The organism is Streptomyces sp. NPDC048383 (assembly GCF_040651775.1).
GTDB lineage: Bacteria > Actinomycetota > Actinomycetes > Streptomycetales > Streptomycetaceae > Streptomyces.
In genome coordinates this window covers 58,497-80,808 of sequence record NZ_JBEZKS010000039.1, presented here as the reverse complement: position 1 = coordinate 80,808, position 22,312 = coordinate 58,497, and the positions used below count along the sequence as shown (strand labels likewise).

General features: G+C 68.1%; 22 protein-coding genes. 6 read left to right on the top strand and 16 right to left on the bottom strand.

All coding sequences use genetic code 11. The features are described from left to right. Positions 1-478 precede the first annotated feature (478 nt). Positions 479-1,471: an immunity 49 family protein gene (locus AB0D46_RS25030; protein ID WP_362880574.1), complete on the bottom strand. Its 993-nt coding sequence runs from the start codon at positions 1,469-1,471 to the stop codon at positions 479-481. A gap of 281 nt (positions 1,472-1,752) precedes the next feature. On the opposite strand from AB0D46_RS25030, the gene AB0D46_RS25025 reads away from it, so the two are divergent. Then, positions 1,753-2,373, top strand: a complete 621-nt coding sequence (locus AB0D46_RS25025; RefSeq protein WP_362880573.1) for a hypothetical protein — start codon at positions 1,753-1,755, stop codon at positions 2,371-2,373. On the opposite strand, the gene AB0D46_RS25020 is transcribed toward AB0D46_RS25025, so the two are convergent. Beyond that, a complete protein-coding gene (locus AB0D46_RS25020) occupies positions 2,374-2,841 on the bottom strand; it encodes a hypothetical protein (protein WP_362880571.1) in 468 nt (155 codons plus the stop codon). Positions 2,842-3,037: 196 nt separating this feature from the next. On the opposite strand from AB0D46_RS25020, the gene AB0D46_RS25015 reads away from it, so the two are divergent. Beyond that, positions 3,038-3,670 carry an STAS domain-containing protein gene (locus AB0D46_RS25015; RefSeq protein WP_362880570.1) on the top strand — a complete coding sequence of 211 codons (633 nt, stop codon included), beginning with the start codon at positions 3,038-3,040 and terminating at the stop codon, positions 3,668-3,670. Here the strand turns inward: AB0D46_RS25015 and AB0D46_RS25010 are convergent. After that, complete coding sequence (locus AB0D46_RS25010) at positions 3,667-4,350, bottom strand: WbqC family protein (RefSeq protein ID WP_362880569.1); 684 nt, start codon at positions 4,348-4,350, stop codon at positions 3,667-3,669. The genes AB0D46_RS25015 and AB0D46_RS25010 overlap by 4 nt on opposite strands. 10 nt (positions 4,351-4,360) lie before the next feature. On the opposite strand from AB0D46_RS25010, the gene AB0D46_RS25005 reads away from it, so the two are divergent. From AB0D46_RS25005 to AB0D46_RS24990, 4 genes are all read left to right on the top strand, one after another. Beyond that, positions 4,361-5,650 (top strand): hypothetical protein, encoded by a 1,290-nt coding sequence (locus AB0D46_RS25005; RefSeq protein ID WP_362880567.1) that lies wholly within the window; start codon positions 4,361-4,363, stop codon positions 5,648-5,650. An 84-nt stretch (positions 5,651-5,734) separates the two neighbouring features. Further along, positions 5,735-6,925, top strand: a complete 1,191-nt coding sequence (locus tag AB0D46_RS25000; RefSeq protein WP_362880565.1) for a NucA/NucB deoxyribonuclease domain-containing protein — start codon at positions 5,735-5,737, stop codon at positions 6,923-6,925. 25 nt (positions 6,926-6,950) lie between these two features. Next, positions 6,951-7,451 (top strand): hypothetical protein, encoded by a 501-nt coding sequence (locus tag AB0D46_RS24995; protein ID WP_362880564.1) that lies wholly within the window; start codon positions 6,951-6,953, stop codon positions 7,449-7,451. 544 nt (positions 7,452-7,995) lie between these two features. After that, entirely contained in the window at positions 7,996-8,190 is a 195-nt protein-coding gene (locus AB0D46_RS24990; protein ID WP_362880562.1) for a hypothetical protein, read from the top strand. 269 nt (positions 8,191-8,459) lie between these two features. Here AB0D46_RS24990 and AB0D46_RS24985 read toward each other — a convergent pair whose 3' ends face one another. The 13 genes from AB0D46_RS24985 to AB0D46_RS24925 all read right to left on the bottom strand — a co-directional run bounded on the left by AB0D46_RS24985 (position 8,460) and on the right by AB0D46_RS24925 (position 22,273). After that, the gene (locus AB0D46_RS24985; protein ID WP_362880560.1) at positions 8,460-8,705 is read right to left on the bottom strand and encodes a hypothetical protein; all 246 of its coding nucleotides are present in this window, start codon (positions 8,703-8,705) and stop codon (positions 8,460-8,462) included. Positions 8,706-8,982: 277 nt separating this feature from the next. Beyond that, positions 8,983-10,251, bottom strand: a complete 1,269-nt coding sequence (locus AB0D46_RS24980; RefSeq protein WP_362880558.1) for an MFS transporter — start codon at positions 10,249-10,251, stop codon at positions 8,983-8,985. Positions 10,252-10,340: 89 nt separating this feature from the next. Next, positions 10,341-11,504 carry a hypothetical protein gene (locus AB0D46_RS24975; protein WP_362880556.1) on the bottom strand — a complete coding sequence of 388 codons (1,164 nt, stop codon included), beginning with the start codon at positions 11,502-11,504 and terminating at the stop codon, positions 10,341-10,343. 81 nt (positions 11,505-11,585) lie between these two features. Next, positions 11,586-11,951 (bottom strand): nuclear transport factor 2 family protein, encoded by a 366-nt coding sequence (locus AB0D46_RS24970; protein WP_362880577.1) that lies wholly within the window; start codon positions 11,949-11,951, stop codon positions 11,586-11,588. Positions 11,952-11,953: 2 nt separating this feature from the next. Then, positions 11,954-13,237 (bottom strand): biotin carboxylase, encoded by a 1,284-nt coding sequence (locus tag AB0D46_RS24965; protein WP_362880554.1) that lies wholly within the window; start codon positions 13,235-13,237, stop codon positions 11,954-11,956. Positions 13,238-13,430: 193 nt separating this feature from the next. Further along, on the bottom strand, positions 13,431-13,775 hold the full coding sequence (fdxA, locus tag AB0D46_RS24960) for a ferredoxin (protein WP_362880552.1): 345 nt from the start codon (positions 13,773-13,775) through the stop codon (positions 13,431-13,433). Then, on the bottom strand, positions 13,772-14,983 hold the full coding sequence (locus AB0D46_RS24955) for an MFS transporter (RefSeq protein ID WP_362880551.1): 1,212 nt from the start codon (positions 14,981-14,983) through the stop codon (positions 13,772-13,774). The genes fdxA and AB0D46_RS24955 overlap by 4 nt, the downstream gene beginning before the upstream one ends. 47 nt (positions 14,984-15,030) lie before the next feature. Further along, on the bottom strand, positions 15,031-16,275 hold the full coding sequence (gene metK / locus AB0D46_RS24950; RefSeq protein ID WP_362880549.1) for a methionine adenosyltransferase: 1,245 nt from the start codon (positions 16,273-16,275) through the stop codon (positions 15,031-15,033). A gap of 11 nt (positions 16,276-16,286) precedes the next feature. Beyond that, positions 16,287-17,654, bottom strand: a complete 1,368-nt coding sequence (locus AB0D46_RS24945; RefSeq protein WP_362880548.1) for a PLP-dependent aminotransferase family protein — start codon at positions 17,652-17,654, stop codon at positions 16,287-16,289. Continuing rightward, on the bottom strand, positions 17,651-18,952 hold the full coding sequence (locus AB0D46_RS24940) for an MFS transporter (protein ID WP_362880546.1): 1,302 nt from the start codon (positions 18,950-18,952) through the stop codon (positions 17,651-17,653). The genes AB0D46_RS24945 and AB0D46_RS24940 overlap by 4 nt, the downstream gene beginning before the upstream one ends. Further along, positions 18,949-20,316 carry a hypothetical protein gene (locus AB0D46_RS24935; protein WP_362880544.1) on the bottom strand — a complete coding sequence of 456 codons (1,368 nt, stop codon included), beginning with the start codon at positions 20,314-20,316 and terminating at the stop codon, positions 18,949-18,951. Before AB0D46_RS24935 ends, AB0D46_RS24940 begins: the two co-directional genes overlap by 4 nt. Continuing rightward, on the bottom strand, positions 20,316-21,557 hold the full coding sequence (locus AB0D46_RS24930) for an ATP-grasp domain-containing protein (protein ID WP_362880542.1): 1,242 nt from the start codon (positions 21,555-21,557) through the stop codon (positions 20,316-20,318). Before AB0D46_RS24930 ends, AB0D46_RS24935 begins: the two co-directional genes overlap by 1 nt. Then, positions 21,554-22,273 (bottom strand): 2OG-Fe dioxygenase family protein, encoded by a 720-nt coding sequence (locus AB0D46_RS24925; RefSeq protein ID WP_362880540.1) that lies wholly within the window; start codon positions 22,271-22,273, stop codon positions 21,554-21,556. The genes AB0D46_RS24930 and AB0D46_RS24925 overlap by 4 nt, the downstream gene beginning before the upstream one ends. Positions 22,274-22,312: the final 39 nt, after the last annotated feature.

The window sequence follows — 22,312 nt, the reverse complement described above, 5'->3', positions numbered from 1 at the left end:
CACTCCGCATTCGTCAAATCTCCCCGGCCAACCATGCTGACCAGCCTGGACCGAGACGCATGATCACATCAGGAGATCCAAGAAACAGAACCTAGTGACCTGAGTCAGAGATTCTTCGTTAGATCGGCGCCGCGCAACCAGGACCTCCCATCCCCTTCGGACCGCGATCGGCAACGAGAAGCCGGGTCGCTGGCAAGCCGGACGTCGTGCGAGAACTACCGGAAGATCTCTGACTCAGGTGACTGGGCCGTGTCTTTCGGATCATCGCGAAAGACCCGGACTGAGGCTCGGCGCCGTCGGGGCTACCGGGGTCGCAGGGCGTGGAGATCCGGCAGATGGCGTTCGCCGACGTGGGGCAGGGTGGTCTTCCGTCCTTGGCTATCGCACAGACGTACGTGCTGCCTCGGTGGGGACGAGTCCATCTCCACGACGATGTCCTGGTTGTCGGGCCAGACCCACTTCCGAACCCCGGAGTGGCCTACTTGGCGGCCCAGCAGCCCAAATTGTTCCGGTTCCCCTCCGCCGCCCGGCGCGGCGCGTCCGGCGATCCCAGCAGACCGTACGGCAGATACCCGGACCGGACACCGAGTTCCCACCCATGTACCTGGACGGCGAGGCAGGCCAGGGCGAGGGTGCCGAGGGGGAGGAGGGACCGGGGCGCGGGATCACCGGCATCGGCCTCGACGCTCTCCCGGTACGCGACCAGCCGGGCGACGAGGGCGTCCTCGAAGGCGTGCTGGTCGTCGTCGAGGAGTACGCGGAGCAGCTGCTGGTCCGCGCTCAGCGCGTCGCCGACCTCGTCGAGCCGCCGGGCGGCCTCCGTGCGCTCCCCGGTGCCCGGCTTGCGCAGCGGAACCGTGGGCCAGTCGCGGGGCAGATGCCCGGCCGCCTCGGTGAGATAGGGGCACAGGGCGTCCACGGCGGCGAGGTCGGCGGGGTCGGAGACGGAGGTGTACCGGTTGTAGGGCACGCCGTCACGGATGGCGGGCGCGTAGTCGCCGCGCAGCAGCAGCCCGGTGACCCGCTCCCAGTCCCACACATGCCCGCTGACGACACATATCTCGAACATGTCGAGCCAGGTCCGCGCGGTGGGCGCCTCCTTGACGACGTCCTGGAAGGTGATGGGCCCGTCCCCGAACTCGTCGTCGTCCGGGTCCGTGCTGATCTGCTCCGCGACGAGGGGGAACCGGAGTTCCTGGTCCCCGTTCGGGAAGCACATGATGCTCAACACTCCCTGCACACACTCCGCGGCGGTGATGGCGACCGTGCCGGCCGCAGCGTCGAGCCCCGGCTCCGTCACCGTTCGCGCGGCGACATGGTCCAGCAGTTCGTCCGCCATGGCCCGGATCAGCGTCGGCGAGATGCTGCCGTACCGCAGCGAGTGCCATCGTGTGTAGGCCCGCCCGTCGATGTCGTCGAGCGCCTCGGCCAACCGCTGCTCGCCGACCTGATGGCATGTCACATTGCGCACGTACCCCGTCCCTTCATGAACTCCACGACTGGACGAAGCACGTTATCAACGGGCACTGACAGCACCCGTGACCTGAGTCAGAGATCTTCCGGTAGTTCTCGCACGACGTCCGGCTTGCCAGCGACCCGGCTTCTCGTTGCCGATCGCGGTCCGAAGGGGATGGAAGGTCCTGATTGCGCGGCGCCGATCTAACGAAGAATCTCTGACTCAGGTCACTAGGGCCTGGCTTTCGGATAAGGCGGGCCCGGCAAGATCCGAGAGAGACGATCTAGCATCGCCACATGGGTATGGACATCACGGTCCTGGTCGTGGACTGGGCGCGCTTGGCGCAGGAGCCTGCGGAGGAGCGGCTGCGGGTGGTGCAGGAGGCGGCGTACGGGGACGACGACGCCGACGCGGACGGCGACGTCGTCGCCGGGTGGGTATGGCCGGCCGCGGCGCAACGGTCCTGGCTGGGTCGCTACGAGTTCCCGGGCACGCTCGGCTCGTACAAGCCGCACTTCTGGGCGGCGGAGGCGTGGGAGAAGGTCAGAGGAGCCGCGGGCGGTGAGGTGCGGGCGGCGCTGGACGAGTTTCTGGAGGGGCTGATCTGGTGGGGGCCGCGGGCCGACGTCGACGCCGAGCAAGTGGACCCCGGGGTGTTCCCCTCGCTGGAGGGGCTGTGGCGGTCCGGTCCGGTGATCGCGCGCGGCCCGGAGTCGGTGGCGCGGCTGCGGCAGAGGTGGTGCGAGGCCGCGCCCGGGCTGGAGGAGCTGCGGGCGCCGTACGCGGAGCTGGCGGGGCGGGAGCCGGGGCAGTGGATCGCCGGGTTCGAGGAGTTCGCCGAGCTGGTGCGCGGTTGGGCGGAGGTGGTTGGCGAAGCGGAGCGCAGGGGGTGGGGGGTGATCGGCCTGCCGATCTAGCTAGACCGTCTCGCCGCCGGCCGGGGCCTGGTGACCTGCTACGTGGAGAGTTCCCAGGCCGCCGAACACCGTGCGGAACGCCACCAGGGCGACTTGATGTTCAGCGACCCGAGCCACGACCTGGTCGCGCACCACAAGGACGTCCGCCAGGGCCTGGGCAAGGAGCATGTCCTCGGGGTGGGCGCGAACAAGGGGACGCAGCGCGATCACCATGCGCACGGTGGCCTGCCGCAACGCCGCCAGGGCGCGGCGGCCGTCCTTCTTCCTCAGGGCCTGGCCTGCCCCGGCGAAGTGCTGTCGCACAGCGTCCGGGACGGGACCGCCGACCCGGGCCTCATACTCGGCGATGCGGTCGGCCACCGGCCCCCAGATCGCCCGGCCCCGTTCGTCCAGCCCTTCGGTGAGCGCCAGCAACCGGCGCCGCCTACGCCGCTCCGAGACGGACAGGGCGCTAACAACAGCGAACACAGCCAGACAGGCCGCCCCCGCCTCTCCAGGGGCCGGCGCCGGCACACCCCCCAGCGGGACAAACCGGAACACGGCCCAACCGACCGCCCCACCTCCGGCCACCCCGAGTACGCCACCCAGCATCGCGCTGCTCACGGCCCGGTCGCAGACGCGAGCCAGGACGGCAAGGCCCGCGCCAAGCACGCCCGTCACCAACGTGAGAACGACCGCTACCGCCCACATCACTGCCGCGCCCCTCGCCGTGCACCACATCAACTGGTCGGCCACCCCCGACCGGGATCACCGCACGGCTCCCTCCCCGGACCGCCGCGATCCCGCAGACTATCGGCAGATCCCAGCGCAGATCCGGGGCAGCCCTGAGCGACGCACCAGGATGGTGGCCCGCAGACAGGCCGCCTCACGCGACAACAAGGAGACGGTATTGATCACCATGGACGTGCAGCGCCGAGACAGCTCGTTCCTGGTCAGCGCCAGCGGAGAACTCGCGGAGGACGCGGGCACACTGCTTCAGCAGGCACTCGACCACGTCACCGCCGATGAGCGGGACCTCATGATCGATCTGCACGGCATCGTGTCCATGGACACCGACGGGCTGCTCCACCTCCTAGACCTGCACCGCCGAGCGGAGTGTCTGGGCCTGCGCGTCCTGGCCGTCGGCTGGCAGCCCCAGCCCCAGCAGCTCATGGCCGAGGTCGCCGGCATCCGGGGACCCCGCTCGGCCACCGGCGAGCGGTACGCGGTGGCGGGCTTCCGCCGCCTACTCCAGGAACGGGCACAACGCGCTCGGGACCTCGCGGCCTTCGGCGCCGAAGGAACGGGCCGCTGCTAGATGAGGCGGCTCTCGCCGAGGTTGCCGCCCCCTGACTCACTGGGAGCGAGCCCGGGGCCGGTGAGGTCCCGGAGCCGGGCGGCCAGGCCGACGGGGCCCAGACGGGCCAGAGCCCACAGCGAGGTGACCCGCGTAGCGGGCGTCCGGACTCCGGTGGCCGGGAGAAGGAACGGGGCGACGGTGTGCCCGCGGGTGGTGAACGGCGCCGGGTCGAGGTACGTCATCCCGCCGGTCCCGCACAGGTAGGTGGTTGCTCCGGCAGCCGCCGTGAGGTCGGCGAGCCGCTGGGAGCGTCCCGGCCGGGCCGGTAGCCGGCTCGCGGTCAGGACCCGGCCTCTCCAGCCCAGCACGTCCAGCAGGACGCGGGTGGAGGCCTCAGCGACGGCGGAGGTCCGGCCGGTGTCGAAAGCGGCCCACACCGGATCCAAGGCCGCTTCAAGGGCGGGCCAGTAGGGGCTGGCCCGGTACTCCTGCCGGACCATCGCCGCAGCCCGTCTTCGGGCCGGATCCGGGTCGGCGATCAGAACGTCCCGGATGGCCGTCCTCCGTCCGTGAGGCAGATGGCTGGGGACAGACAGCCACCTCCACCGCTCCGCGTCATCCAGGGCGCCCAGGCGGGTGCGGTGCTGGTAGTCGCGGCGGGCGAACTGGACGTCGTCCAGGACAACCCAGGCTGTCATGGCTGCTGGAGTGTCAGCTCTGCTGCTGCCGTTGACCTCGGCGGCGCCGGCGCAGGCGGCGACGCCGAACTGTATCGAGGACTATTACAACCCGGACACATCGTGGGCCATGGCTTGCAGTTATCCGGAGGAGGGGATCAAGGGGGCGATGGGGACGTGGAGGAACGTTCCCATCGGCTTCGGGGGATCGATTCCTTCCGGCACCAACGTGAACGTCGACAATCAAATGGAAGTGATACCGGACGTAACGAAGGACAGCCACAGCATCATTCTGGGCCTGTCCGCGGACTGGCTGGCGGCTGGACCAGGCATTCCCGGCTCTGCGAGATATCAGCCGCACTGGACGCAGCAGAGCCCGCAAGGGGGCGCGACGCACGTCATCACCCAAGGACGAAATCCGTCAGCCGCCGACAACTCGAACCACACGTACATGGCGTTGCTGCAGCCGGTGGGCAATGAGTGGGATGTGCTGTACGACTTCAACCTCGTGGGCACGACCGACCGCATGGGCGCGTCACCCCGGTCCACCACGAGCCGCATCGACATCGGCCTGGGGGTCAGAGGGCCCGAACACGTCACTGTTCCCAACATCGCGAACCGGATGCAGTACATGCCCTTGACCACCGGGGCCTGGAAACGCACCTCGATGGCCAAGGTCTCCAGCTTCAGCCTCGGACTGAACGCTTGCGGCCCGACGATGCCGGGGCCATGGTGCTTCGCCACCCGGCTCACCGGTGGTACGGAGTTCACACAGTGGTCGGTCGCCAAACCCGGCGCCACCACACCCGCTCCCACCCCTGCCCCCGCACCTTCCGCTCTTCGGGGCGGTCAGGCAGCGCCCGCCGGCGGCGACAGGGCCCGGTTCTTCAATGGCGTCGACCAGCAGGCACTCGGCAAGTGCCTGGCCGAGGACGGTGACTGCCTGTCCACCGTGCCCGGCCTGACCAAGTGCCTGCAGACGGTGCGGCAGTGCAATCAGGCCGCACTCGACCCCAGCGGCACCCCGCAGCCGACCCACACCCCCGCGCCGCGGAAGGAAGACTTCAAGAACCGCGCCGCCACCCTCTTTGCCGTGCCGCAAGCCACTGTGCGCGTAAAGCAGGCCACCCCGTCGCCGTCGGCCCTCTCCGCGGGCCGTGAACTCATGAGCACGACCGTCCCGGTGGTCACGGTCGAGTCGTCGGCGCCCACCAAGGGCCTGGACAAACGCGGACTCACCTTCGAAGGATTCCGCGCCACGTACTCCGCCACCACCGGAGAACTGCTCTCCGCCTGCTGGGGCGAGGCCTGCAAACGGTAAGTGTCCCGCGCCTCTCATTCCGCACCGCAGTCCTGACGGACGGGCCGTCGTCGGCCGCCGCCGTCACCAACCCCAGGAATCTTCATGCCCAGCATTCGAATACCCATCAAACCGGCACGAACAGGAGCCGCCATCGCGGCAGCGCTCCTCCTCCTTGTTCTGCCTGCCCATCAAGCCGTCGCGGACACCAGGGCGCAGACTCCGGTCGCAACCACCGGGACACCCTTCCACGATCTGATCAAGGAATGCGTCGACCAGCACGACCTGGAAGCGAAGGGCCCGGAGGGCTGGCGGAAGAACCGCTACGAATCCTGCAGCAACAAGCCCATGCGGCTGAAACTGTGGAACGACCGCCACACCAAGCTTCTCGGCGAGCTGCACTTCGACCTTCAGCTCATCGGCTACGCCGACAACGGCGCCCGCCGCGTGGCCCACACCGCACGGGCGGTCAACATCGTCCCCAAGCCGGCAGCCGGGGTCAGCTCCGCGGGCTGGCGGATCGCCCTCAACTTTTCCCGCACCATCGACATGTCCAACAGCAACGCCAACCCCGTCATGGAGGCGGCCGGCGGGGCAGCCAACCGGACCGATACCATCGCCGGCTGGAAAGCCTCCAGCGACCTGCTGAACGTCTACACCTCCCCTGACACCGGAGCGGTCATCGACGGAAATCCGCAGATCGTGCGTGGAACGGTGCACCTGGCGCTGGAGGTCACCGCGCCCGGAGCCGTGCCCTATATCCAAGCAAGCGAGGTCCAGTCCGGCGTCCGCTACGACACTCAAGGCGCCCCCGCCGGCAAACACCGCGGGACGGTCTTCCCCGGTGCCCGATCAGATCTCAAACTCAGCCTGCGGGACCCGGCAGTCAACGAGAGCGCCCGGCACATCCTCGATGCGCAAACCCTGCCCGACCGCACCTTTCCCTCCTGGGCCGGTAAAACGGTCCCGGGAGGCAGCACTCCCTTGCACCGGCTCATCGACCAGGACCTGCAGGAGGCCAACCGGAAGGCCGCGATCGCTACCTGCAACGACGTGTGGGGTGACTACAGCGGATCCGGACTCGATTGCGACGAGTACCCCTTCTCCAGTAGCAAAGAAGGCGCCTACGCAGGCTGCAAACTCGCCGGAGGCCAGCTGACCGGATGCCTGAACCGCTACTCCTCCCGGCTCATCGAGAGCGGTGACAATCAGGAGGCGGGTAGGCGCATCAAGGACTTGTACTTCGCCGACCGCCTTCTTGACGGTGACGCCTTCCACGTCACCATCGTCCCCTGACGGACACTGAGCGGAGAACAGAGCCATGTCACTCATCACGGAACTCAAGACCCTTGCCTACCCCGACTACCGTCTTCTGGAGATTCGGGACTCCGACGCCATAGACAGGGATGACGAAGCCGCCCACGCGTCACGAACCCGCGTCGTGGTGGGTAGCGGCCCCCATATATACATCACCAGCCTGCAGCGCGAAATCTACGTACAGGTCATCATCCGGATCTGGGACAGCCCGCAAGCCCCGCCCACAGACGCCGAGGGGCTCAACCAGGTGTCCTTCGAATCCCCGACCGGGCTCATCTCCGTGGATGAGCTCACCAAGGGATCGGCAGCCTCCATGACGCTTCCCCGCCCCGGCGTCTACGAAGGCCACGCCGCGTGGAACAACCGGCAAGCCACCTCCGACTACTTCGACGCGTGCATGGCCCGCGCCGTCGAGGAGGAATGGAACGCAGTCCGCATTGGACAAGCGTGTAAGGAATGCCCCGTTCTTGAGGAATACGCTATCGACCTGTGGCACACCCGCTGACGGGGCGGCCTTCCGCTCCGCGCCTGCCAATCCGGGCGGTCGGCAGCCCTGGCAGGGACCGTAGCCCTCGGGGCGGCCGGCGGCGTAGTTGGGTCCGCGCACGACGGCGACGGATCATCCCTTTGCGCTGACTTATAAGGAAAGCCCTGCGGCGTCGGCCCGCGGCACGAAGGTGGGCCGACGCCACACCACAATCCGAAGCTCTTCAGAGACAGCCGGTTCACGGCGGCTGTCGCGTAGGCGGCAGCGGCCGCAGTGGAGCCGCTGGGAGGTGACCAAGGGTCCGCAGTCGCGGCAGCCGGCGGCAAGGTCGAACGCTTCCACCGCACCCTCCACCGAACGAGGCATCCACCGCATCAACCACAACCCCCAACTGCCATGGTTCTTCCTCGCCTTGTGGGCACCGGGCCGGGCGACGCGATGAGCGGTGGGGTGTACGGTCCGGCGGGGCCGGCCGGTCATGGCTGGGCCACGGCCGGCCCCACCGATCTCGACCCCGATGTCCGTCGGCTCATCGAGGGGATCGTCCGGGCCGTGCACGACGGTGGCCGACGACAGCCCCGCGGTCGAACTCCAGCAGGAGGCCGTCGACTCCACCGGCAGTACCTCGGACGGGTCGAGCAACCCGGTGGGCGCGATCTGGGCCGCGGGAGGCGTGGCGGGGCTGGCCGCGTTCGTCCTCGTTCGACACCGCGGTAGGCGTCGGCCGCAACGGGCGGCACACCGGTCCGACACCTGATCAACCGCTGCTGACGGTGGTCGGGGGCGAAGCCCCTCTCGCCCGTGGGGCAGTCGTTCGCTCCCGCCCGCCACCAGCCGTTGGGCCACGACCTCGACCACATCGCCGATCAGCGAACCGTTGAAGCCCCCCTGAGGCGGAGGTCTCGCCGCCGCACTTCACCTCCCTCAGTGCGACACAGCCGCGGCTGGTGTTCGCGGTGCCGAAGGGGCCACGCTTGGTCCAGTAGGTGCCGTGGAGGTACACGATCGGTGTGAAAGTGCGGTCACTCACAGCACCCGACGCATCCAGCCGTGGGTGTCAGGCTTGCGTCCGAACTGGATGTCCATCAGGTGCTCGCGCAGGGCCAGCGTCTGCTTGCCGGGCTGGCCGTCGCTGATCGTGAACGCGTAGTCAGGTCCCTTGATAGCGACGATCGGGGTGATGACCGCCGCCGTCCCGGCGGCGAATACCTCCGTGATGGATCCATCGGCCTTGCCGGAGCGGAGCTCATCGATGGTGATGGCCCGCTCCACGGGAGTGAGCCCTGCCGTCCTGGCCGTCGGGGCCCGCCAAGACGTGCGTGACACCACGGCCCCTGGCTCCCTTGGCAACGACATGGATAGGCTGCTCGGAGTCATCAGCTAGGACGTGACGTGATCTAGCAGGGCACGGCACCATCGCCCCGACGTCCGCACGTGGTTTGAGGCGGCGGGCACGCGGCCTGCGGACGTCCTGATCGAGGGCGCTGTAGTCGGCGATCGCCCAGCGCTGTGTGACCGTCGCCCTACCCGGAGGCCCGGAATCCGCTGATCACCGCCGCAGCTCAGATCCAGTCGGCGCCTTTCGAGCCGCCTGGTATGCCGAGGCCCGCAGCAGAAGTACCGCTCCCGGCCATATGGCCGCGCCCAACGCCAGGCACAGTCCCCAGAACAGGGTCGGGTTGGGGTGGTAGGCCATGGTTCCCAGAGGGGCCGCAACTCCGGCTGCGCCGATGCAGGCGCCGAAAGCGCCCATGTAGCGGCCGCGACGCCCCGTGGGCGCCAGGCCTGCCACCAGTGAGGGCAGCAGTGCGGCCAGCGCGATCTCCCCAACGCTCCACAACGCAACCGCGACCAGGAGGAGCCACAGGGTGTCCGCCTGGCCGGTCAGGAACAGGCCCGTGCCGATCAGGAGAGCGCCGGATCCTATCGCATGGGCCTTCGGGAGGACGGAGAGCCATGGGCCGACGAGGGGTTGGACCACGGCCACGAAGATGCCGTTGACGGCCATCATGACGCCGTAGTCACTCGGCCGCAGACCTGAGTCGAGCACTTGGAGTGGGACGGCATACGAGGTCTGAAAGTACAGGAAGAAAGACATCAGGGTCAGCAGGCAGACACCCGAGAGAACGGCGTCCTTCCCACGGTCGGGCGGTGATTGACGTGATGCGGGCTTCTTCCGCATCTCGAGGGAGCTCGGAAGCCTGGTGAGGACGAGGACTGCACACACGAGGGAACTGAGCGCATCGATCAGGAAGAGCAAAGTCCAGCTGTGGGTCGAGAACCAGCCCGCGCCCACCGCCGCGACAGGCATCCCCAGGTTGAGGGCCCAGTGCAGCAGCCCGTAGGCCCGGGTCTGGTCGCTTTCGGGTACTGAGTCCGCAACCAAGGCGTTGGCCGCGGGACGGAAGATGTCTCCCACCAGACCGAGCAGGAAGACGGCGGCGCCGATCAGGATGCTGCCGTGGGCGACAGCGATGAACACTTGACAGACGGCCGCCATTGAGAGGCCTGCGGCCATGGTGTGTCGGCGGCCGATACGGTCTGCGAGAACGCCGCCCAGGGGACTGCTCAACATCACTCCCACGCCGTAACCGATGAGAATCGGTGTCGTGGAGGTCAAGGGCAACTGGTGGTATTCAGTCAGATAGATGATCAGGAACGGTGCTATGAAGGTGCCCGCACGATTGATGAGCGTGCTGGACCAGAGGACGCCGAATCCTGGAGGGAGGCCGCCGAAGCGGCTGCTGACAAGCCGCGCGGTCCGGCGGCCACGCGCACTGCGGCGCGTATGCTCCTGTTCGTCGATCTGGTGGGCCATGCTGTGTCGCGCCTTTCGTTGATGCGTCAGACTTTCGGCCACGGATAATGTTCACCGAAGAGCTCTGGACTTTGCCGTCGCAGATTTCTCTAGCGGTTGAGTTCGTCGAGTCGGGCCAGCAGCCCGCGGTGATCCGCTGCCTCGATCAGGACCTGTTCTCCGTCGACCGAGTTAGATGCGGCGCCAGGGGTGCCACGGTCTTCTCGTTTGATCACCCAGTCGGGGCATTCGCCGGCCGAGGCGATGGGCCGTGCGGTGGCAACGGACCAAGCGGTGGGCGGGGCCAGGCGCTTTTCCAAGGGCTCGGGGGGTGCTATTCCGCAGGCGATGAGGAAGGACATCCTGCCGATGTCTACTCCGTAGGTGTGCAGAATCGAGTCCTCCACCAGGGCGCCTCCTGCCCGGCAGGCCACCTCGCCCGCGAGGAACGATCCGTCCTCCATCTTGTAGAACTCCAGGTGGAGAACAGTTGCCCCGTGACCCCGCGGGAGGGCATGGACAAAATCGCGTGCAAGGCCGTCCAGCACCTTGAAGTCGCGACTCTCCTCATCGAGCATCGCCGAACTGGTGTTGAAATCAGCGAACTTGTGGGGTGGATGGAGATAGCGAGAAGGTGAGACGAGGAAGGGCGTCTGCCCGGACACGACGACGTCGACATGGTAGACATCGGTGGACGCGAACTGTTCGAGCATCAGTTGCCCCTCGTGCAGCCCACGGGGAAAGGCGGGGTCTGCGGCATAGGCTGTGCGAACGTCGTCGGCGCAGTCCAGGAGCCGGACCCCTACGGATCCCGCTCCCAGCCTGGGCTTGACCACCACCGACCCCATGGCAGCCAGGTCGGCGAACAGATCGTCAGCGCAGCCAGGGACCGCATAGGGTACGGCCGCGATACCCGCACGTGCGAACAGGTCTTTCATCTCCACCTTGTCCCGGAAGCAGAGGGCGCTCGCGGACTTCTGGCCTGGGATGCCAAAAATGCTGCGCGCCTCGGCGGCCCTGAGCACGTCGAACTCGGAGTTGGAGAGGATTCGGTCTGGTCGCCACGTGCGACATTGATCGAACAGTGCTCTTGTGAACTCGTCAGACTGATGATCGTCCAGGAGGAGGCGTTCGGTTCGCGGGTCGAGGTCCGCCCCGGAGCGAACACTCTCTCGTTCACCCAGGATCCTGATCTCCGCGTGCGGAAACTCCTCGGCGATCCAGCGGTCGCAGGGAGATGACGAGGCGGCCTTCTGCAGGATCAGTATTTTCATCCATGTCTCCGAAGCGACGGTGCCGGGGTAACGAAAGAGGAGAAGTGTGGCGGTGTGGCGCTCGTCGGACGTGTGTCCCCGTCAGATCGCCGGACGGTAGAAGAAGGTCTTGCGGTGCTCGATCTTGCCCTCGCGTACGAGGTAGGTGTCCGCGAACGCCTCGTTGAGTGGTTCCCCGTCGCTGCTGGTGCCCTGGAAGAGGCCCCAGCAGGCGGCAGCCGCCGATGCGCCGGTCACCTGCGTGACCTCGTGGGCTCCGGCAACGATGATGCGCTCGTGCTCGTAGAAGTGGCGGATGCGTTCGAGCCCCTCCAGGGGGGCGTAGCCGGGACGCTCATAGAGGGCGTCTTCGGTGAATACCTCGCCCAGCTCGGCCCAGGAACGGGAATCGATCACCTGGAACAGGCGGAAGACGAGGTGATCAGCGGATATCGACTGGCGTGTCATCGTCACGGGCGGGCTCCTTCAGTCAGTCGACACGCAGGCGTGCAGTCCAGGCGGAAGCCAGCCGCAGCGGCCTCGATGGCCTGCTCCACCTCCGAGGTTGACTGCCCGCGGAAGCGGAATCGCGTGCCGACGTGCTCGTATCCGCTGATTGGCTGCACCAAGGTGCCGACAGACGCGTGCACGATTGCGTAGGGCAGGAGCTTCTCAGGCGGTACGGTCTCCCAGCCGGCGCGCTCCACCGTGCAGGGGGCAGGGACCGGAAGCGGCAGAAGCAGGTAGCCCGCCACCTCATCGGTCTTGAGGGCGGGCAGCACCGGTGTGCGGCCGAGTTGGATGTCGGCGGCCGCAGCCATGAGATCAGCGTCGTGGACCTCGCGCCAGACGAACGGGATCTCACCGCCCCCCACCCGCGCCCCGCATTCCAGGAAGGTCAGTGCGGGGCCGCCGTCGGGGGTCTCGGTGACGAAGGCTTCCAGGTGGAACACCAACGGCCGGCAGCCGCCCAGTGCTGCGGCGACGGACCGGGTGAAGATGTCGACTGCCGCCAGCAACTGCGGGTCGTCCTCCTCCACGGAACCCAGGTAGGTGCCCCGGGTGAAGTCCGCGCAGGTGCCGCCCACATAGCGGGAGGCGGTCCAGCTGCCGAGCGATGTGCCTTCCCACAGTCCGTCGATGTGCAGGATCGGCGCGTCGACGTAGGACTGCACGAGGTGCCGCTCGGCGGCCAGCTGCGAGTCCAGGCCGGCCGCCGGGTCCAGCGCAGCCTTGGAGTCCAGCCGTACGACTCCCCGGCTGGCGGTCCCCCGGTATGGCTTGATGATCAGCGGCCAGCCGTGGGCGGCACCGAACGCGCGCACCGCGTCCGAGTCCGGGGCGGGGGCGAAAGCCGGCACCGGGAGCCCGGCCGATGCGACCTGCCTGCACATCATGAGCTTGTCCCGGAAGACGGCGAGTGCGGCAGGCGTCTGGCCGACGATGCCGAGCTCTTGGCGGATCTGCGCGGCCGTGTCCAGGTCTCCCTCGTTGAGGGCCACCAGCCGCTCTGGGACGCCGAAGCGGATCTGCAGCTCTGTCACGGCCGCTCGCACCGCGGGAAGGTCGTCGGTAGACGGCACGGTGACGACGACTTCCGCGCTAGTGGGCACCGATGACCTGCCAAGCTCGGTGCTGATGTACGTGACACGGTTGACGGCATGGTCGATGTAGTCGGCGTACCGGGCGTGGGTGTCCCGCCAGCGGTGCAGGATCAGCAGGTGCGGGCGGGTATCGGTCGCCGTGTCACTCACCGACCTCACCCGCCTGCGGCTGCTTCTCCTGGACAAGCGGTTCGAGGTACGCGAGTAAGTCATGCTGGTCGGGCATCGGGTCCTTCTCAGGGGTCGTTGGACAGCGGGGGCCAGTGCGCTCAGAGGTGGGGAGGACCTGACTGCATCCCGGACACCGGCGAGGCCGCCTCCCTTCGTTCGGCGATTCCGGGGCTCAACCCGTGACTGCGTCCGTGCCCGGTTCGGGAGCCCGAGCCAGAGACGCAACGTAGGCATGGTCCCGGTCGAACGGTCCGAGGTTCGCTGCGCCGCCCGGGGATCCCAGGTCGTCGAAGAACTCCACGTTGGCCGTGTAGTAGCTCTGCCATTCCACCGGCAGGTCGTCTTCGTAGAAGATCGCTTCCACTGGGCAGACCGGTTCGCACGCACCGCAGTCCACGCACTCGTCCGGATGGATGTACAAGGACCGGCGGCCCTCGTAGATGCAGTCGACAGGGCACTCTTCGATGCAGGCCTTGTCCTTGACGTCGATACAGGGCTCAGCGATCACATAGGTCATGACTGGATTCCAGGGGTGAAGGGGTTACGGCGGACCAAGGTGAGGGCAACCAGGGCCGCCAGCGCGCCGCAGGCGCAGGTCAGGGTGAAGGCAGCCCGGTGACCGAACTGTTCGGCGAGCTGGCCGGCGGCGAGGGCCGCGACGCCTTGGCCGATGATCAGGCCGCTGCCGAGGAGCGACATCGCTTCGCCCATGCGGGTCGGCGGTGCCACCCGTTCGGCCAGGCCGAACACGGCGATCAAGTGGGGGGCCACGGCGAGGCCGATAGCCGCGATGGCAGCCGTGGCGCCCAGAAAGCCGTCCACGGCGAGTAGAGGTATCAGCAGGACGGTCTGGGCCACGATGGCCGTGCGGAGCCGTACGGTGAGGTCACGGGTGCCGGGACGGAAGGTGACGACACCCCCTGCCAGTGCGCTGGTTACAGCCATGGCGCCCCAAACGAACCCGGCCGTTCCCGGATTCCCGAGATGCTGGGCGAGGGCGCTGACCCCGGCGTTGGCGCTGCCCCAGATCATCCCCTGCAGCAAGGCCATGGTGAACAGGATTGCGAGAGCGGGTGTCACCAGCGGAACGCGCGTCACGGCGCGGAGGCCGGCCTCTCCCGTCACGCCGTCCCCGCGCGGAGCGGTCGGGTGAACGGCGAACAGGACTCCGAACACGGCCATCAGTGCGCCGGCGAGCACCAGGCCCGCCACTGGGTGCACCAGCGCCAAGGCGAGGCCGGCGAGAGCCGGGCCGGCCATGAAGCTGATCTCGTCGATCGTCGTGTCGAGCGACAGCATCCTGCCGGTCAGGTCCGGCTTCCCTCTGGTCAGCGCTATCCAACGGGTTCGGGACAGGGGTCCGATCTGCGGCACGGTCAGTCCCACCACGGCTGCCAGCGCCATCTCCACCGCAGTCGGCATGCCGGAAAGGACAGCGCCCACGAACGTGGCGATGGCTCCGGCGTTGGCGAGAGAGGCGACCAGGATGACTCGGCGGTGCCCGATCCGGTCCGCCAGCCTGCCGATGGGAGGGCCCCCGATGGCCTGTCCGGTCCACAGCATTCCCGCGGCCAGCCCCGCGCGTCCTATGCCGTGCAGTTCCGTCAGCATCAGCAGGGTGCCGATCGGGCATATCCCCGCGGGCAGCCGGGCCAGGAAGGAGATCAGAGGAAGGGCTGGCCCGGTAACGGAGGAGATGGAACGCGGGCTCACGGCAGTGGACACGAGAATCCTTAGACTGGTACAGGTGGGAGTGGGGGACCCGCAGAAGTTCAGATCGCCGCCGCCGCGGCGCGCAGCGCGTCGACGCGGTCGGTGCGCTCCCAGGTGAAGTCCGGCAGCTCGCGGCCGAAGTGGCCGTAGGCGGCGGTCTGGGCGTAGATCGGGCGCAGCAGGTCGAGGTCGCGGATGATCGCGGCCGGGCGGAGGTCGAAGACCTCGCCGATGGCGTCCTCGATCTTCTGGGTGTCGACCGTGGCGGTGCCGAAGGTCTCGACGAACAGGCCGACGGGCTCGGCCTTGCCGATGGCGTAGGCGACCTGGACCTCGCAGCGCGAGGCGAGGCCCGCGGCGACCACGTTCTTGGCGACCCAGCGCATCGCGTACGCGGCGGAGCGGTCGACCTTGGACGGGTCCTTGCCGGAGAAGGCACCGCCGCCGTGGCGGGCCATCCCGCCGTACGTGTCGATGATGATCTTGCGGCCGGTCAGTCCGGCGTCGCCCATCGGGCCGCCGATCTCGAAGCGGCCGGTCGGGTTCACCAGCAGCCGATAGCCCTCGGTCTCCAGCTTGATGCCATCCTCCGCGAGCTGCGCGAGCACATGCTCCACGACGAACTCGCGGATGTCGGGAGCGAGTAGCGAGTCCAGGTCCAGCTCTGCGCCCAGACCGATGTCGGGGGCGTGCTGGGAAGAGACCACCACCGTGTCTAGCCGGACGGGCCGGTCGTCCTCGTACTCGATGGTGACCTGGGTCTTGCCGTCGGGGCGCAGGTACGGGATGGTCCCGTTCTTGCGGACCTCGGACAGCCGGCGGGAGAGCCGGTGCGCCAGGTGGATCGGCAGCGGCATCAGCTCGGGCGTCTCGTCGCACGCGTAGCCGAACATCAGGCCCTGGTCGCCGGCACCCTGCCGGTCCAGCTCGTCGTATTCCTCATCTGCGCCGGTATGGTCGACCCGCTTCTCGTACGCGGTGTCGACACCTTGTGCGATGTCGGGGGACTGCGCGCCGATGGAGATTGAGACGCCGCAGGAAGCGCCGTCGAAACCCTTCTTCGACGAGTCGTAGCCGATGTCCGTGATCTTTTGTCGGATCAGTTGGGCGACCGGGATGTAGGCGTTGGTCGTCACCTCACCCGCGACGTGCACCAGTCCTGTGGTGATGAGGGTTTCCACGGCCACGCGGGATGCCGGGTCCTGGGCCAGCATCGCATCGAGAATGGTGTCGCTGATCTGATCGGCGATCTTGTCGGGGTGACCCTCGGTCACCGACTCCGAGGTGAACAGGCGACGTGACATGGCGTGTTGGCTCATTTCTGGGTGATCTGGGTATGGACGAGCGAGGCAAGGCGTGCGATGCCCAGACGGATCCGTTCGGGGTCCAGGACGCTGAAGGAGAGCCGGATCTGGTTGCTGCCTGCGGCGCCCGCGTAGAAGTGGCGCATCGGGGTCCACAGCACGCCGAAGCGGGATGCCGAGTACTCCAGCATCGCGTCGTCGGCCTCGAAGGGCAGCGTGAGGACGATGAACATGCCGCCGCCGGGGACGTTCCACGTCACCGGGGATCGGGAGCCTGGGAAGTGGTGGTCCAGGCTGTCGAGCACGGCCCGCAGATTGCGGGCGTACACCTGCGCCTCGCGACGGGTGGCGGCGGCCATGCTGTGGTGGTGTTCAAGGAGGCGGCCCCCGATGATCGCCTGCGAAACGGTCGAGGTGTTGAGGGTGAGGAAACTCTTTAGCTTGGCGAGCTGGTCGGCGAGGAGACCACCGCCCTCCCGGGTAACTGCGTCCAGTGGCTGGTCGGCGACGATGTAGCCGACGCGGGCGCCAGGGAAGGCTGTCTTGGCAAATGAGCCGATGTAGACAACGTTCTGGTGCCGGTCCAGCGACTTCAGTGTCGGTGGCCGCTCGGTGCCCACGCCGAAAAGGGAGTACGGGTTGTCCTCGATGACGAGGACTCCTTCTGCGGCGGCGACCTCCAGCAGACGTTGCCGGTCGGCCACGCTCATGCTGAGACCGCTGGGGTTGGCGAAGTCGGGGACCACGTAGCAGGCGCGCGGGCGCAGTCCCTCGGCGCGTACCTCACGGATCTGCGTGACGAGGTCGTCCACGTCCATGCCGCCGGTGCCCTCACGGACGGGGCGGACCGGCATCTCCATCAGCCTGGCGGCTCCGAGGAATCCCACGTAGGTGGGGGCGGGAGCGAGAACGACGTCCCGTTCGTCGGTGCGCAGGGCGCGCAGCAGGAGAATCATCGCCTCCTGGCAGCCGGTGGTAACCACGACAGCGTCGGGGTCCGCTGCGATGCCCTCGTCGACGGCGAGGTAGCGGACCAGCAGGTCGGTCAGCAGCCCCTTGGTGTGGCCATACTGGAAGAGTGCGGTTCGGCTCTGCTCCGGTGTGTGCCCCAGGTCCTCTTCGAGATGGCGGGTGAACCGGGCCAGGTGGTCGTGGAGCTGGCCCAGATCGTAGAAGTCCTCGTACGGGCGCCCCGCCGCGAATGAGACGGCTTCGGGATATCGCCCGGCGATCTCGTTGAGCAGGGTCATGGAGCCGAGCACCGGATCCGCCAGCGAGCCGTGCAAGTCCTCCAGTCGCAGCCTGGTCGGCTGGAGGGCGGGAACCCCGGCGAGTACCGGGCTGGTCGGGGCAGGCGCGTAGGGCAGGGTCTCGGTCATGGGGCAGCCTCTTCTGCTGGAGTCGGCAGAGACAGGTCGGGGGCAGCGGCCGTCTCCGTCGGGGCCGGATGGAGACCGATGACCAGGGGCACCGCGAGCAGGTTGAGCGCGCCGAGCACCAGCCAGGGCCAGGCAGGTCCCTGGGCGAGGAGCATCGTGAGCAGGGCCGGCGCGAGGGCGTTGCCGAGGGTCCAGGAGAGCTGGAAGGCGCCGAGGTAGCGGCCCTGGATGTGGTCCGGGGCCAGCGAGACGCTCAGCTCGTTGCTGGGCGGCAGGCTGAGCATCTCGGCGACGGTGAAGATCAGCATTGCCGTCAGGAGCCCGGTGGCGACCATCCAGCCGGGCAGTGCGAGGAGCGATCCGAAAACGGTGAACGCGGCGGCATTGACCACACCGGCCAGGGCCAGGACCCGTGCGGGCCGGTGGCGTTCGGCCCAGCGGGCCACCAGGGTTTGGGCGACCGCGACGAAGACCATGTTGCCGACAACGCAGATGCCGATCAGCCACGCGCCAGCGCCGAGCACCTCGGTGGTGTACAGGGCCAGGAGCACCGGGAGCACGCTTGCGGCCAGCACGAAGGCAAGGTTCGCAATGATCAGCCGCAGGTATCGGCCGTCCCGCAGGACCTGCGCGTAGCCGGCCCGGACTCTGGCTTCCGCGTTGCCCTTCGGCGAAGCCGAGGCTGTCTCGGCGGGGGGCGCGGGGTCGGGCTGCCAGCTCGCGATCAGCCAGGCGGCGATCACGAAGGTCAGTGCGTTGACGAGGACCAGGGCCCGCAGGCCGGCACTGCTTTCGAGGGCGACCGCGACGGACGCCACGGCAGAACCGAAGCCCGCGCCGATGTTGCGCAGCGAGCCGATGAAGCCGAACCAGCGGGCCTGGTCGCCCCGGCGGGCGGCCGCCATCATGACCAGGGCCCGACTGGAGGTCCAGTACATGCTGGAACCGGTCTGGACGACCAGCTGGACCAGCACGATCGACCACACCGCGTCGGCGAACAGGAAGCCGGTGAACCCCACCGCCGACACGACGTTGGCACCGAGCACCACCCGGCGGGGTCCGAGCCGGTCGATGAGCGAGCCCGCAAGGACCGGGGTGGGCAGCGCCAGGAGCTGGCCGAGGGAGAGCGCGGCGCCGATCGCGCCGAGGGACAGTGAGGTCGTGGAGGTGAAGTAGACGACGGTGAAGGCGAGGACCAGCCCGTTGCCGAGGCTGTCGAGAACGTTCGCGCCGACGAACCTGCCGTTGCCGGTGACGTCCGGCATGCCCCAGTACGCCAGCAGGCGCCGGCCGTTCACGACCGCTCGAGACTGCCGTGGAAACAGGTGCCCATGGCGGCCCCGTTGGCCTGGCTGATGACGCCGCCCTGAAGGTCGGTCGTCCCCCGGATGAAGGCACCGCCGTAGCCGTACCCGGCGAGGAAGACACCCCAGTTGAGCACCATGGGTTGCGTCGACTCGGTGTCGTCACCGACCGGGAATGCCTCGGCGACCGGCCTGACCCTGCGCTGCACGATGTACGGCCGGCCCGCGCAGGAGTCCAGGGTGCGCTCCCACTGCGCCCGGTCGGTTTCCCAGCCGAGGAGCACGTCGAGTCCCCCGTGCGACCCGGTGGCCTTGATCACGAGCTCCTCGCGGTGCTCCTTCGTGTACGGGATCAGATCGACGAGGGCGCCGTCGACGTGCACCTTCTCCTCGCGCAAGATCCGCGTCCAGGGAAGGAAGCGGTCGATCGTTTCTAGTTCCGCCGCGGTGAAGGCGGCCCGGTTGCGTTCGTCGCTGAGGACTGCGAAGCAGCCCTTGCTACCGTAGACCTCGGGTTCGAGTGCGGTGAACAGCAGCGTTCTGCCCTCTGCGGCCGCGTCGTGGATCGGCTGGAGGAGCGCCGCGTCTTCGGCGGTGACCACGTCGTCGATGCAGTAGAAGCGGTGTACGGCGTCGAGCCTGCGCCCGTTCACCCACAGTCCGTCCGGACGGGATTCGACCTGGCCTACGTGACAGGGGATCGCGTCGATGCCGTACGGCCTCAGCAGTTCGGCCATGGCCGTTAGCCGTAGGCGCAGGTAGGGGAAACTTCCGGGCCAGTCGACCAGACCGATCACCGGACCGTCATCGACGGCCGTGCCTGTGCCGAGTCCTAGGGCAGGCAGGGTCTCCTGCAGCATCTTGACGAGAACCCAGGTGGTGTCGGTGGTGTCCAGTCCGTGGTCCTGGGCGAAGGCGGCCACGTACGGGTCGGCGAGGAGTACGTCATCGATGAGCGGGGTGTCGAAACCGCCCAGCGGGCTGCCGACGTTCAGCTCCAGGATCCGGAAGCCGGACTCCTCCATGTAGAGGTCGGAACGAGCGAAGCGTGGCACCGGGCGGGCCGTGCCGTCCGGGCTCAGGGCCGTGTTGATCTGCCGCTCTGACCAGCCCACGGCACGGGCGAAGGCCCTGATGTCTCCGTCGTAGAGCCGGCCTGGCAGGGAAAGGAGCAAGTCGTAGAGTTCACTGAGGCGGCGGCCGGCCTCCTGCGCCTGAGCGGCTTCCAGGAAGACCGGACGGCTGAGATAGCGGTCCCCGAGGGCGGTGCGCAGTCGCTGTGAGTCCGCGCAGGCCTGGGCGAGGGCGCTGCCGGGGCGTGGCCCGGCGAGGTAGGCCCGGGTGGGTGCGTTCGGCATCAGCTGACCTCCACCGTGACTCGGGCCATGACGGCTTCGGCGGCCGCGTTGACCTGGCCGGTGCTGTCCGCGATGAGGAGGGTGTGGCCGACGCGTGCGTCGTTGCCCTTGCTGCGGACCCCGCCGACCGGGGTGCCGGGTTCCGCGGTGACCGTCTCGACGACATGCGGGGAGGAGCCGATGCCGGTGAGTCCGTTGAAGGTCCCCTCCCGGTAGGAGGTGAAGAAGCGGATCGCGGCTGCCCGGCCGAGCAGCGGTGTCGTCTCGGGCTCGACGCCCGTGACGGCCTGGATGTACGCGCGGGCCTCGTCGATGCCGCAGGCCTCCTTCATCAGGCGGACCACGTGGTCGCCGGGGAGGCGGGCGCCGACCTCGATGATCCGGGCGCTGCCATCGGTCTGGATTTTCAGCTCGATGTGGGCGACGCCGTTGTGCACCCCGAGGGCGCGCAGTGCCTGCTCGGAGATGCTGCGGATGGTGTCCAGAGTGGAGTTCGGAAGGACGGCGGGTACGGTGTGGCCCGTTTCCACCCGGTAGGAGTCCTGTGTGGTGAACTTCTCGGTGACCGGGAGCATCATGACCCGGCCCCGGGAGGCGATCGCCTCCACGCTGTACTCCACGCCGCCCACGTACTCCTGAACGATCACCGTGGTGTCGAGTGCGATGTAGTGCGGAGTCTCCATCGGCCAGGACCGGGCCAGCTCGAAGGCAGCGGCAAGCTGCTCGGGCGCGCGCACCACGGACACGCCCCACGAGGCGGACTGCTCGGCCGGCTTGACGACGAGCGGGTAGTTCTGGCCGTGTGCGGCGATCTGTTCGACCGCCGACTCGTATGTGGAGGCGAGGATCGTCCGGGGCGAGGGCACCTCGAACTGGGCGAACAGCTCGGCCATGACCCTCTTGTTGCGACACCCCAGTGCCCGTACAGGATCGTTGCCCGGGAGTTCCAGTTCGGCGGCCAGCTCCGCGACGAGCGGGCTGAGGAACTCCCAGCCACATAGCACTCCGGACACCTGGTTGCTCCGGCTGTAAGTGGCGAGCTGATCGCGGCATCCGTCGACGTCTGAGAAGTCGGTGAAGACGATGTCTTCCCCGATCAGTTTCTTCAGCTCCGGCGTGTAGAACTTCCGGTAGATGTCCTCGTGCGTGACGACGGTAACCTTCTGGCCGAGGCCGGCGGCTGCGCGGATCAGGTAGGCGCCGGTATTGCCCATGGCCTCCAGCAACAGGAGCCTGCTCATGCCGCCACCTGACCGTTCTCGTCGGGTGTGCGGAACGCGGCCCGAGCCGGGAAGAAGTCGACGAGCATCATGTCGCGGATGGCCCAGGACATGGCCGGACCGGCCTCCACGGCCGAGACCCCGTGGAAGACCCGCCGGTCGTCGATGATCACTGTTTCGAGGGGTTCGGTGAGCAGGGTGCTGAAGATTGGGTTCAGGTCGCGGTCGTAAAGCTGGGAGTGGCCGCCCTTCACGTTGTCGCGGCAGATGAGCACCTGCGCGACGAAGTGATGGCCGTCCTCGTGGATGCCCTCCGGGGCGGGTTGGCCGGCCGCGTCCCGGGTGGCGGTGATTCGTATCTGGTGGATTCCGAGGGTGCCGCCTACCAGGTCGAAGCTTCCGGGAAGCTGTGCGGCCAGTTCCCGGACCAACGCGGCCAGCACCGGCGAGGTGGCGACGGCGTCCTCGACGGCCTCGAATTTCCTGGCAACGCCGCCATGCAGGGGGTTCACGTCGAGTGACTGGTGGAAGGCCCCGTGTGCGATGCGTACGAGCCCCTCTCCGGTCAGCCGGAACTCGCTGTAGCGGCGGCGGCGGTAACTGGCACCGTCCTCGAGGTAGGCGTCGACGGGCATGTCGTGCCAGGACTCGCGGAACAGCTTCAGCTCGCTGTGTGCGTTTTCACCGAGTGCGTCGAGGACGTGCGCCGCGGACAGATGGACGTACGGCTTGGGCATGGGGGATTGACCTTTCGCTTGCGCGGTGTATCGGTGCGC

Excerpts from the sequence above, each read along its gene's own strand:
- AB0D46_RS24935 (WP_362880544.1), bottom strand. The coding sequence starts at position 20,316 with ATGCCGAACGCACCCACCCGGGCCTACCTCGCCGGGCCACGCCCCGGC.
- AB0D46_RS25025 (WP_362880573.1), top strand. The coding sequence starts at position 1,753 with ATGGGTATGGACATCACGGTCCTGGTCGTGGACTGGGCGCGCTTGGCG.
- fdxA (WP_362880552.1), bottom strand. The coding sequence starts at position 13,775 with ATGACCTATGTGATCGCTGAGCCCTGTATCGACGTCAAGGACAAGGCC.
- AB0D46_RS24995 (WP_362880564.1), top strand. The coding sequence starts at position 6,951 with ATGTCACTCATCACGGAACTCAAGACCCTTGCCTACCCCGACTACCGT.
- AB0D46_RS24925 (WP_362880540.1), bottom strand. The coding sequence starts at position 22,273 with ATGCCCAAGCCGTACGTCCATCTGTCCGCGGCGCACGTCCTCGACGCA.
- AB0D46_RS24945 (WP_362880548.1), bottom strand. The coding sequence starts at position 17,654 with ATGACCGAGACCCTGCCCTACGCGCCTGCCCCGACCAGCCCGGTACTC.
- AB0D46_RS25010 (WP_362880569.1), bottom strand. The coding sequence starts at position 4,350 with ATGACAGCCTGGGTTGTCCTGGACGACGTCCAGTTCGCCCGCCGCGAC.
- metK (WP_362880549.1), bottom strand. The coding sequence starts at position 16,275 with ATGTCACGTCGCCTGTTCACCTCGGAGTCGGTGACCGAGGGTCACCCC.
- AB0D46_RS24980 (WP_362880558.1), bottom strand. The coding sequence starts at position 10,251 with ATGGCCCACCAGATCGACGAACAGGAGCATACGCGCCGCAGTGCGCGT.
- AB0D46_RS25000 (WP_362880565.1), top strand. The coding sequence starts at position 5,735 with ATGCCCAGCATTCGAATACCCATCAAACCGGCACGAACAGGAGCCGCC.
- AB0D46_RS24970 (WP_362880577.1), bottom strand. The coding sequence starts at position 11,951 with ATGACACGCCAGTCGATATCCGCTGATCACCTCGTCTTCCGCCTGTTC.
- AB0D46_RS24975 (WP_362880556.1), bottom strand. The coding sequence starts at position 11,504 with ATGAAAATACTGATCCTGCAGAAGGCCGCCTCGTCATCTCCCTGCGAC.
- AB0D46_RS24930 (WP_362880542.1), bottom strand. The coding sequence starts at position 21,557 with ATGAGCAGGCTCCTGTTGCTGGAGGCCATGGGCAATACCGGCGCCTAC.